At 34.2% G+C, this 14634-nt stretch carries 15 protein-coding genes; 10 read left to right on the top strand and 5 right to left on the bottom strand.

Annotated elements, in window-relative coordinates; all coding sequences use genetic code 11:
- Positions 1–17: 17 nt before the first annotated feature.
- From atpG to BLT84_RS03995, 8 genes are all read left to right on the top strand, one after another.
- Positions 18–878 carry an ATP synthase F1 subunit gamma gene (gene atpG, locus BLT84_RS04030; protein ID WP_091263053.1) on the top strand — a complete coding sequence of 287 codons (861 nt, stop codon included), beginning with the start codon at positions 18–20 and terminating at the stop codon, positions 876–878.
- A 192-nt stretch (positions 879–1070) separates the two neighbouring features.
- Positions 1071–1514, top strand: a complete 444-nt coding sequence (locus BLT84_RS04025) for a hypothetical protein (protein ID WP_091263051.1) — start codon at positions 1071–1073, stop codon at positions 1512–1514.
- A gap of 118 nt (positions 1515–1632) precedes the next feature.
- The gene (locus tag BLT84_RS04020) at positions 1633–3075 is read left to right on the top strand and encodes a polysaccharide biosynthesis C-terminal domain-containing protein (RefSeq protein WP_091263050.1); all 1443 of its coding nucleotides are present in this window, start codon (positions 1633–1635) and stop codon (positions 3073–3075) included.
- Positions 3072–3506 (top strand): dUTP diphosphatase, encoded by a 435-nt coding sequence (gene dut / locus BLT84_RS04015; RefSeq protein ID WP_091263048.1) that lies wholly within the window; start codon positions 3072–3074, stop codon positions 3504–3506. Before BLT84_RS04020 ends, dut begins: the two co-directional genes overlap by 4 nt.
- Before the next feature lie 46 nt (positions 3507–3552).
- Positions 3553–4563 carry a sugar phosphate nucleotidyltransferase gene (locus BLT84_RS04010; RefSeq protein WP_034887250.1) on the top strand — a complete coding sequence of 337 codons (1011 nt, stop codon included), beginning with the start codon at positions 3553–3555 and terminating at the stop codon, positions 4561–4563.
- Positions 4564–4609: 46 nt separating this feature from the next.
- Positions 4610–5986, top strand: a complete 1377-nt coding sequence (locus BLT84_RS04005) for a tetratricopeptide repeat protein (protein WP_091263046.1) — start codon at positions 4610–4612, stop codon at positions 5984–5986.
- Entirely contained in the window at positions 5987–6754 is a 768-nt protein-coding gene (locus BLT84_RS04000; RefSeq protein ID WP_091263045.1) for a DUF4292 domain-containing protein, read from the top strand. It begins immediately after the preceding gene.
- Positions 6754–7971 (top strand): murein hydrolase activator EnvC family protein, encoded by a 1218-nt coding sequence (locus BLT84_RS03995; protein ID WP_034887254.1) that lies wholly within the window; start codon positions 6754–6756, stop codon positions 7969–7971. Before BLT84_RS04000 ends, BLT84_RS03995 begins: the two co-directional genes overlap by 1 nt.
- 108 nt (positions 7972–8079) lie before the next feature.
- Here BLT84_RS03995 and BLT84_RS03990 read toward each other — a convergent pair whose 3' ends face one another.
- On the bottom strand, positions 8080–8598 hold the full coding sequence (locus BLT84_RS03990) for an acyl-CoA thioesterase (protein ID WP_034887257.1): 519 nt from the start codon (positions 8596–8598) through the stop codon (positions 8080–8082).
- Between the two features lie 58 nt (positions 8599–8656).
- The gene (locus tag BLT84_RS03985) at positions 8657–9589 is read right to left on the bottom strand and encodes an SPOR domain-containing protein (protein WP_034887259.1); all 933 of its coding nucleotides are present in this window, start codon (positions 9587–9589) and stop codon (positions 8657–8659) included.
- Between the two features lie 239 nt (positions 9590–9828).
- Between BLT84_RS03985 and dprA the strand changes: the two genes are divergently transcribed.
- Positions 9829–10926, top strand: a complete 1098-nt coding sequence (dprA, locus tag BLT84_RS03980; protein WP_091268000.1) for a DNA-processing protein DprA — start codon at positions 9829–9831, stop codon at positions 10924–10926.
- Here dprA and trpS read toward each other — a convergent pair.
- Positions 10923–11891, bottom strand: coding sequence for a tryptophan--tRNA ligase (gene trpS, locus BLT84_RS03975; RefSeq protein ID WP_091263043.1), 969 nt, complete (start codon positions 11889–11891; stop codon positions 10923–10925). The two genes, dprA and trpS, sit on opposite strands and share 4 nt — an antisense overlap.
- 74 nt (positions 11892–11965) lie before the next feature.
- Here trpS and BLT84_RS03970 point away from each other — a divergent pair, with 74 nt between their 5' ends.
- A complete protein-coding gene (locus BLT84_RS03970) occupies positions 11966–12706 on the top strand; it encodes a lysophospholipid acyltransferase family protein (protein ID WP_231929470.1) in 741 nt (246 codons plus the stop codon).
- A gap of 6 nt (positions 12707–12712) precedes the next feature.
- Here BLT84_RS03970 and BLT84_RS03965 read toward each other — a convergent pair whose 3' ends face one another.
- Positions 12713–14080 (bottom strand): hypothetical protein, encoded by a 1368-nt coding sequence (locus BLT84_RS03965; RefSeq protein WP_091263041.1) that lies wholly within the window; start codon positions 14078–14080, stop codon positions 12713–12715.
- 3 nt (positions 14081–14083) lie between these two features.
- On the bottom strand, positions 14084–14626 hold the full coding sequence (locus BLT84_RS03960) for an RNA polymerase sigma factor (protein WP_091263039.1): 543 nt from the start codon (positions 14624–14626) through the stop codon (positions 14084–14086).
- Positions 14627–14634: the final 8 nt, after the last annotated feature.

The following is a 14634-nucleotide window of genomic DNA, read 5'->3' as shown; positions in this document are numbered from 1 at the left end:
ACTCAATACTAAATAAAATGGCAAACTTAAAAGACTTACGTAGCAGAATTACATCGGTATCATCAACGATGCAGATCACGAGCGCCATGAAAATGGTATCGGCTGCAAAATTGAGCAGAGCCCAGGATGCTATTACTGCAATGCGTCCGTATTCAGAGAAATTAACTGAATTACTTCAAAGTTTAAGTGCAACCTTAGATGACGATACCAGTAGTAAATTTTCGGAAGAAAGAGAGGTAAACAATGTTTTGATTGTTGCCATATCTTCTAATCGTGGTTTGGCGGGAGCTTTTAATACTAATATTGTTAAAGGTGTAAGAAATGTGATCGCTGCAAAATACAGCGATAAGAATGTACAGCTTCTTACCATTGGTAAAAAGGCCAATGATGTATTGCGTAAGAATTATTCGGTTTCGGAAAACAATAACGCTATCTACGATAATCTAGATTTTGAAAATGTTTCTGTAATTGCAGAAGCTATTATGCAAGGTTTCTTGGATGGTAAATATGATAAAGTAGAATTGGTTTATAATCAATTTGTAAATGCTGCCACTCAAAACATCATGACAGAGCAATTTTTGCCTATCGAGAAATTTGAGAGAGATTCTAATGTTACTTTAGATTACATTTTTGAACCTTCAAAATTAGAGATCGTTAAGGATTTGATACCTAAATCTTTGAAAATGCAAATCTTCAAAGCAATGAGTGACTCATTAGCTTCTGAACATGGTGCGCGTATGACAGCTATGCATAAGGCTACAGATAATGCTACTGAATTGAGAGATTCATTAAAATTATCTTATAACAAAGCACGTCAGGCTGCAATTACCAATGAGATCTTGGAAATTGTTGGTGGAGCTGAAGCTTTGAATAACTAAGAATAACAATTGTCACTTCGAGCGGAGTCGAGAAGTGTTTTCAATTTATTTTGTTTTTTTGATGAGAGGAAGGCGACTTTCAATTATTCTTAATGATAGATATAATATATATTCAAACCCTCGGTACTTACCGAGGGTTTTTCTTTGGCAAGCATTTTGTTTTAAACATACAGAACCTTAATACTTATTATTATGAAATACCTCTACTTAGTTTTTACTGCTGTTATTATAACTACACTTTTTACAAATTGCGCAGGCAATAAAAATCTTCAGGATACAGCACCTGTAAACATGGGAAATGCCTATATAGAACAAACTCCGGCAGGATTTGATCTTTATATTCCTATAAAGACAATTCAGAAAAGCAATATTAGCTTAGACAGCGTATATTTTAGAGGAAGAAAAGCTTCTCTAGCAATTCATCCTCAACATTCTGGAATGCATTATGCTCAATTCATTTCAATGAAAGAGGATATTCAGATGAGTTCAGACCCAAAAGACGAGTACGGAAATAAAGCACCAATTAAAGTGGAAAAAATTCCTTTTAAGCTTAAAAAGGATGAAGCTGTTATAGAATTTACTCAAGATGGTAAATTGAAACACTATAAAATTGATGGTATTTCAGAACGTTCTTAAGAAGTACGTATAACTAGCATCTAAGAATTTTTAAAGGCAAGATTACAAACCTTAGAAAGTATTGTGTTTGTAATCTTGCCTTATTTGAATAAATTTAGACCTTCTAACAAAACCAATCTTGGGTACTTTAAAGCGATTCTTTCAGGATACTATTATTTATGGCTTTGCCACGGTGCTACCTAGATTAATGAACTTTATTCTTGTTGGTCTTCACACTGCAACACTTTCCACCAGTAGCTATTCAGATAATACTACCTTCTATGTATGGGCAGCTTTTTTTAATGTGTTGCTTACGTACGGTATGGAAACTTCTTTTTTTAGGTTCTTTAGTAACAGTAAAGAGAAGGATACGGTATTTTCTACGGCATTTATTGCCTTAACAGGTTCTACCGTATTATTTCTGATAGGTGTTTTGATCTTTCAGGATTTCTTTATTGCTCTTGTAGATCTGCCGGTAGATTATTTTTATATACTTTTTGGAATACTCGTAATGGATACGCTTGTGGTAGTTCCATTTGCCTATTTAAGAGCTTCTAATAGACCTATTAAGTTTGCAGCTATCAAGATCATAAATATTGTTATTGTGGTCTTACTGAACTTCTATTTTCTTTGGTTCGTAAAAGAATTTCCCTCGCTCACCCCTCAGATAATTTTAGATAATTATAAAAATGCAGACAAGGTAAAATATATCTTCATTGCGAATCTTGCCGCCAGTGCAGTTACATTTTTAATATTGTTACCTAATTTCTTTAGGTCTAAAATAGATTTTAGCGTACTGCTTTTCAAACAAATGTGGAGATACGGTTGGCCTGTTATGGTAGCTGGTATCGCATTTGTAATTAATGAGAATCTAGATAAGTTGTTATTAAAAGATATGTTGTCGGAATCTGTAATGGGTGCTTATGCAGGTTGTTATAAACTGGCAGTTTTCATGACCATTTTTGTTCAGGCCTTTAAAATGGGAGCAGAACCCTTCTTTTTCAATCATGCACAACAAGCTAATGCCAAAAAAACTTACGCACAGATATTAACTTATTTCGTGATCTTTGGGTGTCTAATTATGGTATCCCTTATTTCATTTATAGATATTTTTAAAGAACTTCTTATTAGAAATGAAGATTACTGGATCACCATTTCTATTGTACCTATTATTTTGTTAGCGAACCTATTCTTAGGAATTTATCATAATCTTTCGGTGTGGTATAAGCTTACAGATAAAACACGAATGGGAATGTATATTTCCATTTTTGGAGCCATTATCACTATAGTTCTCAACTTCGTATTAATTCCAGTAATTGGTTTTATTGCAGCTGCCTGGGCAACATTGGCTGCTTATGGATCTATGATGCTTATATCATATTTCTTGGGGAGAAGATTTTACCCAGTACCATACGATCTTAAGAAAATAGGATTCTATTTATTAATATCTATAGGAATTTCAGCAATATCATTTTTATATTTTAGAGAAAACTATCTGGCAGGCACAGCTTTTGTAACTTTGTTCCTGCTAATTATAGTAGCTGTAGAAAGAAAAGATTTAAAACAAATTTTAAAAAGATGAAGGTAAAGATCATAAATAAATCTAAGCACAAACTTCCTAATTATGAAACGGAAGCTTCGGCTGGTATGGATATAAGAGCCAATATTTCTGAAGCTATTACGTTAAAACCTTTAGAACGTGTTATCGTAAAAACGGGATTGTATATGGAATTACCCCATGGATGTGAAGCGCAAGTAAGACCTCGTAGCGGTCTTGCTGCTAAACACGGAATCACAGTTTTAAACTCTCCTGGTACGATTGATGCAGACTATAGAGGAGAAATTGGCGTAATTCTAGTCAATCTTTCTAACGAAGACTTTATAATTGAAGATGGAGAACGAGTAGCGCAATTTGTAATTGCAAAACATGAGCGTATTACCTGGGAAAAGGTGGACTCTTTAGATGAAACAAAACGTGGTGACGACGGATTTGGAAGTACTGGAAGAAAATAATATAAATAAAAGTGCCCGGCTAATCGGGAAAAATTAAAATATCGATATGAAAATAATTGTACCTATGGCAGGTCGTGGATCACGGCTTAGACCACATACGTTAACTGTACCAAAACCTTTAATTCCTATAGCAGGGAAACCAATTGTACATAGATTGGTAGAAGATATTGCAAAGGTTCTAGATGAAAAGATAGATGAAGTGGCTTTTATTATTGGAAAAGATTTTGGAGAACAGGTAGAAACAGATCTTAAGAAAATAGGAGAGTCCTTAGGTGCTAAGGTTAGCATCTATTATCAGGATAAACCTCTTGGAACCGGCCATGCTATTATGTGTGCTAAAGAATCTTTAGAAGGACCTGCTGTTATTGCTTATGCCGATACGCTTTTTAAAGCCGATTTCACTTTAGATAAAGATGCAGATAGCGTTATTTGGGTGAAACAAGTGGAGAATCCAAGTGCATATGGGGTGGTGAAATTGAATGATAAGAACCATATCACAGATCTTGTAGAAAAACCTTCAGATTTTGTTTCAGATCTTGCAGTTATCGGGATATACTATTTTAAAGATGTAGCGGTGCTAAAAGGCGAGTTGCAAAATGTTTTAGATCAGAACATAATTCGTGGTGGAGAATATCAGATCAATGATGGTATTGAAGCTATGAAACAAAAAGGAAACATCTTTGTTCCCGGGAAAGTTGATGAATGGATGGACTGCGGAAATAAGAATGTAACCGTAGAAACTAATGGTAGAATGCTAAATTTTCTTCATCAAGATGGTGAGAAATTGATCTCAGATTCTGTAAAGATCACTAATTCTGAAATTACAGAACCTTGTTTTATTGGTGAAAATGTAGAATTGATAAACGCCAAAATTGGACCAAATGTATCCATTGGTGACGGTTGTAAAATTACCGATGCTACTATAAAAAATAGTTTGATCCAGAATTTTTCTGAAGTTAAAAATGCCAAGCTAGACAATGCTATGATAGGTAGCTTTGCCAAGTTTGATGGTAATTTTACTCAAATTAGCATTGGAGATTATTCAGTATTAGAATAAGTTTCATATTAAATGATTACCGAAGTTTTTAATCTAAGTGCTTTTAATGATCATTAAATCTTACATATACATATCGCTACTTAGCATTGGTTTTTTTTCTCCTGTAATAATTGCTCAGGAAAAGAACCAATCTCAGCAGGAAGTTTTGCAAGATGATCTGGGAAATGTTTCTGATGAATTTCAGGAACATTTCTTTGAGGCCTTAAAACAAAAAGCTATTGAGAATTATGATAAAGCGCTTTTAGAGCTCGAAATTTGTAGAAAATTACAACCAGATAATGCTGTTGTTTTTTTTGAAATGGGTAAGAATTATAAATTTCAAAAGAAATATGAAAATGCTATAGCTAGTCTGCAGCAAGCAAACAGATTAAAACCGAATAAACAAGATATTCTTGTAGAATTATTAGATAGCTATAGGCTTCACAAAGACTTTAAGCCGGCCATTCTAATTGCTAAAAGTTTAATAGCTTTTGATGATAAATATTATCAGGATCTATCTTCATTGTATTTTGAAAGTGAGCAATATGATAAATTATTGAGCTTATTGGATAAACTAGATGCAGAGTTAGGGGTAAGCGAATTTAGATATGCCATGAGGCAAGAGATCTATAAGGCCACTAAAAATACCTCTGGAGAGATCCAGACGCTTAAAGAATCTATTGAGCTAAATCCTGAAAATGAGACCAGTTATTTGAACCTTATTTTTGTTTATAGTACTCAGGGAATGACGAAGGAGGCTTTTGAAACCGCAGCGCAAATGCAACAAATATTCCCAAATTCTAAAGTGGTACATCTTGCGCTTTATAAATTTTACTTAGAATCTCAAGATTTTGGTGCAGCCTTTAACTCTATGAAGATCGTTTTAGGTTCTGAAGAAATTGCTGCTGATGCTAAATTTAGAGTGCTTAATGATTTTGTGTTGTTCGTTAAAGATAATCCTCAATATGAGAATAAAGTAAAAGAAGTAGCAGATCTATTTGCTGAAACCGAGGGAGATCCACTTATTTATCAAAAACTGGGAGCATATTATCTAATGAAAAATGATAAGGAACTCGCACTGAGCTTCTATGAAAGGGGATTGGCTAGTGGTATAGATAATTTTGATTTATTGAAAAATACCTTGCTGCTTCAATTAGATCTAAATAACTTTAAAGAAGCAGCTGCATTAAGCAATAATGGATTAGAAATATTTCCTGCGCAGCCTTTTTTATATTTAATAAATGGCACTAGCTTAAATAAGCTACAAGCTTATAAGCAAGCCAAAGAAATACTTACATTTGGTCTAGATTATTTATTAGAAGATCAAATAATGAGTAGTGATTTTTATGAACAACTTGCTATTGCTCATAAAGGATTAGGAGATGAAGTTAAAGCTAATGAATATCACCAACAAGCCTTGAAATTTAAAAAAACGATTAATTAAATGTATAAGAAATCATTTACCCTACTTAGTATTTGTTTGATACTTATTTCTTGTGGTACCAAGAATAAAGTTTCTAAAATTGAAGATAAAGCTGCATCCAAAGTTATTGCCGCTCATTATAATACTGCACCCGAGTTTAAGACTATGAGCAGTAGGTTAAAATTGAGGTATACAGATGAGGAGAAGTCTCAATCTGTGGGTGTAAGTTTTAGAATGCAGAAGGACAGTGCTATTTGGATTAGTGCTCAAATTTTGGGAATTCCTTTAGCAAAAGCCCTTATTACTAAAGACAGAGTTAGTTACTACGAAAAGATCAGCAAAACGTATTTTGATGGCGATTATACACTTGTAAGCAAATGGTTAGGAACGCCATTAGATTTTGAAAAGCTTCAGAATTTATTATTGGGACAAACTATTTATGACCTGAGAGAAGATAAGTATAAATTAACAGAGTCTACTCGTGGTTATGAATTGGTGCCTGCGAATGAACTTGAAGCTGTTAAAAAGATGTTCTTGCTAGATGCTAAAACATTTAAAGCCATTGCACAACAATTAGCACAGGAAAGGGAGAATAGAAATGTAACCGTAACTTATCCTGCATACCAAAAGGTGAACAATCAATATTTTCCGGAAGAGATAAAAATCATAGCTAATGATTCTGGTAAGGGAACACAGATAGAAATTTCTTTAAAAAGTGTTACCCTGAATGAAGATCTAAGTTTTCCGTTTGACATTCCATCCGGATATGATGAAATTGAGATAGAATAATGAAGTTCTCGAAACTACATAAAATAGCAATAGTACTTCTTTTATTTATAGCAAGTCTATCTGCAGAGGCACAGACAAAAGAAAGTCTGGAGCAGCGAAGAATTGAACTAAGACAGGAAATTCAGCGTATTAGTGATCTTAGAAATTCCAATAAGAAAAAAGAAAAATCTGTACTTACAGAGGTAGAAGATTTGGTGCGTCAAATTAGAACTACAGAAAATTTGATCAAAGTTACCAACCAGCAAGCGAATTTGTTAACGCGAGATATCAATACCAATACCAATAGAATTCAGCAGTTAAGAAAAGAATTAGAGAGCTTAAAAGAAGATTACGGCAATATGATCGCTAAATCTTATAAAAGTAAGTCGCAGCAAAGCAGGATCATGTTCTTATTATCTTCTCAGAGCTTCTTACAGGCATATAAACGTCTTCAGTATATGAAGCAATATGCAAACTATAGAAAGAAGCAGGGAGACGAGATAAAGAGTAAAACAGAAGAGTTACAAGGTTTAAATACCAATCTTATCGCACAAAAAAAGAATAAGGATAAGTTGATTGTAGAAAATAGGCAAACCAAAGCGCAGTTAGAGAAGAATAGGCAATCTCAACAAGTGCTAATTAAAAGCATTCGCCAGAAAGAAGGACAGTTCGCCTCTCAGATCAAAAAGAAGCAACAGGAGATTAATGCTATAGATAAACAAATAGATGATATAATTCGTGCCTCTATTGCAAAAAGCAATAAAGAAAGCGGTTCTACAGAAAGAGATACCTATAAATTAACGCCAGAAGCAAAAGCGCTGGCTGCGAATTTTGCCAGTAATAAAGGAAGATTGCCATGGCCAGTTAAATCTGGCGTAGTTACAACCAGATTTGGAACTCAGCCTCACCCTATTGTAAAAAGTGTTACAATAAACAGTAATGGAGTTCATATTGAAACAGGTAAGGGTAGCAATGCAAAAGCTGTATTTGGAGGAACTGTAAGTGAAGTGCAAGTGGTTAAAGGTGCTAATAAAGCAGTTATGGTGAGACACGGAGATTACCTAACCATTTATAATAATCTTTCTAATATTTACGTAAAACGTGGAGATGTTATTAGTTTAGGACAGGATATTGGTGAGATAGCAACTAATAGCAGTACGGGAAAAACTACATTATACTTTCTTTTGTATAAGAACATGGAAAAATTAGATCCCTCAGATTGGATCTTAAGAATGTAAGTAATAAAGAAAAGCCTCGTGAGAGGCTTTTCTTTATTGAATATTTTATCAATTGTGCTTAGTACCACTTTAAACGTTCAAGCTTAGAGATTTTTAAAGAATAAGAAATTATTTCTCCTCTAAAAAGAGTGCTTTTAATTCTGTAGCATCTGCGGGTTTCATTTTTCCGGCTAAAACTAAACTCAATTGTTTTCTTCTTAGCGCAGCGTCAAAACGTTGTTTTTCAATTTCAGTTTCTGGCTCTAGTGGAGGAACATGCACAGGCGCTCCCGTTTCATCTACCGCTACAAAAGTGTATATAGCTTCGTTTGCAATAGTTTTTCTTCCACTTTCTCTATCTTCTACCCACACATCTATAAAGATCTCCATAGAGCTTTTAAAGGCTCTAGATACTGCGGCCTCTACAGTAACAACACTACCTAAAGGAATAGCTTTATTAAATGCAACATGATTAACAGATGCGGTTACCACTATACGGCGGCTATGTCTTCTAGCAGCTATACTTGCAGCTCTATCCATTCGGGCAAGTAACTCGCCTCCAAAAAGATTGTTTAATGGATTGGTTTCGCTTGGTAATACCAAGTCTGTAAGAATGGTTCTTGAGTCTTTAGGAAATTTTGCTTGCATTTCGCCAATTTTTGGCAAAGGTACAAGGCATTATGCCTGATTACAAGTTAACAGAGTATTAAAGTTCTTGAATAAGCATCCAAGCACCATCATTACTGCTTTTTGCCTGTCTTAACATTTGCATAGCCTCACCTCTGGTCTGGTAACTGCCATAGACTACTTGGTGAAGACCATATCTGTTCTCCCCAATATATCTGGCAGTAAACCCATCCTTTTTAAGTTCTTCAACTTTTTGAAGTGCATTTTCTTCTACTCGATAAGCCCCAGCAACAATGTGATAATTTCCACTTTGTTTGGTAACTTTAAAGGTGATCTCCGGAAGAGGATTGTCTATTATGAACGTTGCTTCTTGTATTTGGTGTTGCAGTTGAGATTCTGCTACTTGTTGCTCTGCAACATTATGTTCTGTTACCTGATTGCTGTAATAGTTCAATCCTGCAAACCCACTTAGGCCTAGCGCAAAAACTGCAATAGCTGCATATTTTAAATAAGATCTGTTGGATCTTCTCTCTGGCGTAAATAAGATAGGAGCTTTTTCTTCTAATTCCTGAACCTGTTTTTTGTAAACCTCTCTTTGTACAGATCTTGCAGAAACATCACTTAAACCAAAAGCTTCGGTTAAATAGTTTGTTTCTTTTAATGGTTCGAACTGAAGAATATCATCTTGAGAAAGTGTGAAGCCGCCTAGATTATCTAATGATATCTTTCTTTTCTTTTCTAGATCATGATTTAATTGAAGAACAAATTCTTCTAACTTATATACTGCAGCCGGATAGCTAATATCTTTGGTTTCCGCAAGATAGTTTGCTAATAGGCCATCATTCTTTTTTAACTGTGCATTAAAAGAGATCAGCTTTTTAGGAGGAAAAAATGCTTGAGCATCTTCATTAAAGTGTGCCGATTTCTTTTGAGTTAAAAACGCTCCAAAACCTGGAAGTATAACACATTCATATCGGTATAAAAGGTCGGAAATGTAGGTAGCTATATTCATCTCTACAAAAGTATAATTTTAAGCGTTATGATAAAATTAGCCAAAGATATCTTATTAACAAATGTTTTTTTCAGTATTTTTAATTGAAATAATAGGTTTAAGTTTCTGGAAATCAATTGCTGATACCTTGCTATAAATCTTTAATGAATGGAATTTCTACACACCTTCTCTACTACCGATTGTAATGCGTAAGAATCAATTTTAATACTAATTATCACGAAGCCAATTCTTTTATGTCTATTAATCAAAATGAACTCTTAGCCACACTTGCTCTACAAAGTATTCCGAATTTAGGAGATACTACCGCTAAAAAACTTATTAGACACTTAGGGTCCGCAGAAGCTGTTCTAGCCTCTAAAAAGGATTCTTTGATGAAGATAGAAGGGATTGGTGCTATTAGAATTAAAGAATTGCACAATTCTAATTATTTAAAGTTAGCTGAAGAAGAGTTAAGGTTTATTGAGAAAAACAATGTTAAGGTGTATCATTATAAGGAACCTGCATATCCGGAAAAATTGAAACATTGTGTTGATGGTCCAATTCTGCTTTTTTCTCGAGGTAAAATAGATCTTAGAGCTAAACGTATTATCAGCATAGTTGGAACCAGAATGATCACAGCACACGGACAATCTTTTTGTGAAGAGTTGGTTGCAGAATTGGCACCTTTAGATCCCGTAATTGTTTCCGGATTTGCTTATGGGGTAGATATAGTTGCACATAAAACTGCTTTAAAGCATAATTTGCAAACAATTGGTTGTTTAGCTCATGGGCTCAACCAGATCTATCCAAAGGTGCATGGCAGATATATGGCTCCAATGGAAGAGAATGGTGGATTTTTTACAGATTTTTGGAGCTCCCAGAGATTTGATAGGAATAATTTTTTAAAGCGAAACAGGATCATTGCAGGATTAAGTGAAGCTACAATTGTAATTGAAAGTGCAGAAAAAGGAGGGTCTTTGGTTACTGCAGATATAGCCAATTCTTACAATAGGGAAGTTTTTGCGGTACCGGGAAGAGCAACAGATACCCAGAGTAGGGGGTGTAATAATCTTATAAAATCTCAAAATGCACACCTCTTAACTTCAGCCGCAGATCTTATCTATATGTTGAACTGGAAATTAAATGATGATAAAAGATCTGTTCAAAAGCAATTATTTGTGGAGTTAGAGCTTGATGAACAACTCATTTATGAATACCTAAATAAAGGAAAGCAACAACTAGATGTTATTGCCTTAGAATGCAAAATCCCGACCTATAAAGCAGCCGGGATCTTATTAGATATGGAATTAAAAGGAGTGGTTAGACCACTCCCGGGAAAATTATTCGAAGCAATCTAATAGCCTAGTTTGGTTCTAACTCTAGATAACACTTCATTAGCTATTTTAGTTGCCTTTTCTGCTCCTTTTTCTAACGCGGCATCTATCTCTTCAGGATGACTCATATAGTAATTGTAAAGCTCTCTCTGTTTTGCATACTTCTTTACAATTAGTTCAAATAGCGCTTGTTTTGCATGTCCGTAACCAAAACCACCATTAGTATAATGATCTTTCATGGTTGCAACTTCTTCTGGAGAACCTAATAATTTATAAATAGCAAAGACGTTACATGTGTTTGGATCTTTAGGTTCCTCTAAAGGCGTACTATCTGTTTCTATAGACATTACTTGCTTGCGCAATTGCTTGTCTGTTAAGAATAGATTAATAAGGTTCCCTTTAGATTTGCTCATCTTTAGCCCATCGGTTCCCGGAATATATTTGGTTTCTTCTTCCACTTTTCCTTCGGGAATTACGAAAGTTTCCCCCATTTGAGCATGAAAGCGAGAAGCCACATCACGCGTCATCTCTATATGTTGTAATTGATCTTTTCCTACAGGTACTATCTCAGCATCATAGATTAAAATATCTGCAGCCATTAGCATTGGATAGGTAAATAAACCAGAATTTACATCTTCCAGCCTATCTGCTTTATCCTTAAATGAATGTGCTAAGGTTAAGCGTTGGTAAGGAAAGAAGCAGCTTAAATACCAAGAAAGCTCGGTAACCTGAGGTATATCGCTTTGTCTATAAAAAACGGTCTTTTCTATATCTAGCCCAAAAGCCAGCCAAGTAGCCGCTGTAGAATACGTATTTTCTTTTAATACTTCTGCATCCTTTATCTGAGTTAAAGAATGTAGATTTGCTATAAATAAAAATGAATCATTATCTGGATGGTTTGCCATTTCTATTGCTGGAATAATGGCTCCAAGTAAATTTCCTAAGTGTGGAGTACCTGTACTTTGAACTCCGGTAAGTATTCTAGACATGCGTTATTTTAATTTTTTACAAAGGTAATTCTTTTGTTGAATACCCTTAATTCATTTTATTATTTTTGATATCTATGAACCCACTAAGAACTGTAGTTACCGCTATCTGGCGAATTTGGTTTTATATATTAATGGCGCTGCCAATAATAATAATGTTGCCTTTTCTTATTGTCTTTACTTCCTCAGAAAAATTTTACCCACAGTTCTTTGTATGTGCCAGAATATGGGCTAAAGCTATACTATATGGTATGGGCTTTTATCCCAAAGTAAAAGATATTTCTAGTCTTAAAGATGATAAAAGTTATATGTTCATTGCGAATCATACTTCTATTATAGATATTATGTTGATGCTTGCAGTTATAGATCATCCATTTGTATTTGTAGGAAAAGTGGAATTAGCGAAGATCCCGTTATTTGGATATTTTTATCAAAGAACTTGTATTTTGGTAGATAGAAATAGTCAAAAAAGTAGAATGCAGGTTTTTGAATCTGCGCAAAGAAGGATCAATCAAGGAAATTCAATCTGCATTTTTCCTGAAGGGGGAGTGCCTAATGATAAATCTAAGGTACTTACTCCTTTTAAAGATGGGGCCTTTAGATTGGCAATAGATCATCAATTGGCTTTAGTTCCCATCACTTTTCATGATAACAAAAAGAGGTTCTCGTATACGTTCTTATCTGGAAGTCCTGGAAAAATGAGAGTTAAGATAGATCCTGTGATATCCGTTGCTGGAAAATCTCAATCTGATAAAAGAGAATTAAAGGATCAGGCTTTTCAAACAATTTTGAATGAACTCGAAAATCCTTCGTTATAAGTGTAATTAGAATTTAAAGCTAAATCCGGAATAAACCCCAAAGTAGTAAGGGTTCACATTACTGGTGTTGTAGGTATTAATTTGATATTTAAACATAGGTTCTACACTAAGCTGAAATTGATTAGAGATCTCATAATCTACACCCAGCCCAATGTTGGTACTAAAACTTATATTATTAAGCTGATTTGATTCTCCAAGGGGAGTAGAGAAATCTGTAGTTTTTAAGGAAATAGAATTTTCATCTAAGAACAAAGTACTTGCTCCACCTATAATATTAAACCCTATTTTCTTATCAATAATTACATATTCAACTTCTAAAGGAACTTCTATAAACCCTATTTTTTGATTGATATATCCTGAAGATGGAGCTGCAAGACTTGCTTTTTCAAAATTTGTAGAGGCGCTTATATTACTAAAAGGTCTAACACTTCTATTTTCAATTTTATAATTTGGAATATCTCCTTTATAATTTATTCCACTAAGAGCTAAAGGATTCACAGCGGCTGTAAATGCTATATCTTTAATATTGTAGCTCATTCCAACCTTACTAATACCAGATCTAAGCTTAATTTTTTCAGAAATATTATAAGCGAAATTTATTCCGTAAGACATTGTTATTTCCCCACTACCACTATTGCTGGCAAATTGCTCGTCTATAGTATTAGCACTACCAAAATTGTCATAATATATTGGGGCAGCAACCGTAGATACGCTCAACCTCTTCATAGTGCCAAGATCATTGCTATTCTCATCTTCTTCCGAAATTAGATCTAGATCTTTATCTGATGCTATTTTAGATAATTTCTTTAATTCTGAAGAGGATATTTTATTAGAAGACTTTGGGCTAACATTATATAAAGTGATCTTGGATGGATTCTCCTCAAAATCATTAAATGCGTAGCTCTTTCCTGTGCTTATATCTTTAATTTCATCGGCTTTAATAATATGCGTAAAATTTGCCTTATTCTTCGCTCCCTTATTTACTTCTATTTCATTCTCTAGTGCTGCTTGCTGAAGGTCCCTTAGTTTGGTTTGCATGATCAAAGCCTGCAAGGTAGAAGTAGAACTAATCATTTTCTGAGTATATTCTTCTGATGCTAGGGAGACATTGATAGAATTATTATCATCTACTTTAGAGAAAACCTGAGATGTAGCGTTTGAATTAGATTTAAAAAATCCGGCGGTATAACTAAAGAATAATGCAAATAGAGCAGCAATACCTGCCATTCTGTACCAAATAGGCATACTTCTTTTTTTGAACTGCTTTTCTTGTAATTTTGAAGAAATATTCTTCCATACTGCATCGCGTGGACTAGCCTCGAAATCTTTAAATTTCTCCTGATACAATCTGTCTATATGTTTTCTTTCTTCCATTACTTATGATGAATAGGCTGCCGTTTTAATTTGATAGGCCTCCACTTTCTCTTTTAATATTTGCCGTGCTCTCGCTAAATTGGATTTAGAAGTTCCAGTACTTATTTGTAGCATTTCTGAAATTTCTTTATGAGAAAATCCATCTAATGCGTATAGGTTAAAAACCTGCCTATACCTGTCTGGTAATTCCTGAATGATCTTCAATAGAAAATCAACAGAAAATTCATCCTCATCAATCTCAAGTGCTACTTCACTTAAACTCTCTTCATTTATGATCTCAAAAACACCTTGCTTTCTATATTTCTGCAATGTGGTATTGATCATGATCCTTTTCATCCAACCTTCAAAAGATCCCTTATCTTGATATTGAGCAATTTTTTCAAATATCGTCATGAAACCATCTTGCAGATTGTCTTCTGCTTGTTGATAGCTATTAGAATACTTTAAGCAAACAGAAAACAATTTATCGGCATAAAGCCTATAAAGCTGTTCCTGAGCTTTTATATCCTCTTTTTTACAATGAGATATGAGCTGTTTTAAACTCAATAGTCGGG

It is taken from the genome of Gillisia sp. Hel1_33_143, from assembly GCF_900104765.1.
In the GTDB taxonomy this organism is placed as follows: domain Bacteria; phylum Bacteroidota; class Bacteroidia; order Flavobacteriales; family Flavobacteriaceae; genus Gillisia.
This window is presented reverse-complemented; position numbering and strand designations above follow the sequence as displayed.

Coding starts and splice junctions, on each gene's coding strand:
- BLT84_RS03985 (WP_034887259.1), bottom strand. CDS start 9,589: ATGAATATAGCTACCTACATTTCCGACCTTTTATACCGATATGAATGT.
- dut (WP_091263048.1), top strand. CDS start 3,072: ATGAAGGTAAAGATCATAAATAAATCTAAGCACAAACTTCCTAATTAT.
- atpG (WP_091263053.1), top strand. CDS start 18: ATGGCAAACTTAAAAGACTTACGTAGCAGAATTACATCGGTATCATCA.
- BLT84_RS03965 (WP_091263041.1), bottom strand. CDS start 14,080: ATGGAAGAAAGAAAACATATAGACAGATTGTATCAGGAGAAATTTAAA.
- BLT84_RS04010 (WP_034887250.1), top strand. CDS start 3,553: ATGAAAATAATTGTACCTATGGCAGGTCGTGGATCACGGCTTAGACCA.
- BLT84_RS03970 (WP_231929470.1), top strand. CDS start 11,966: ATGAACCCACTAAGAACTGTAGTTACCGCTATCTGGCGAATTTGGTTT.
- BLT84_RS04000 (WP_091263045.1), top strand. CDS start 5,987: ATGTATAAGAAATCATTTACCCTACTTAGTATTTGTTTGATACTTATT.
- BLT84_RS03990 (WP_034887257.1), bottom strand. CDS start 8,598: ATGCAAGCAAAATTTCCTAAAGACTCAAGAACCATTCTTACAGACTTG.
- BLT84_RS04005 (WP_091263046.1), top strand. CDS start 4,610: ATGATCATTAAATCTTACATATACATATCGCTACTTAGCATTGGTTTT.
- trpS (WP_091263043.1), bottom strand. CDS start 11,891: ATGTCTAGAATACTTACCGGAGTTCAAAGTACAGGTACTCCACACTTA.
- BLT84_RS03995 (WP_034887254.1), top strand. CDS start 6,754: ATGAAGTTCTCGAAACTACATAAAATAGCAATAGTACTTCTTTTATTT.
- BLT84_RS04025 (WP_091263051.1), top strand. CDS start 1,071: ATGAAATACCTCTACTTAGTTTTTACTGCTGTTATTATAACTACACTT.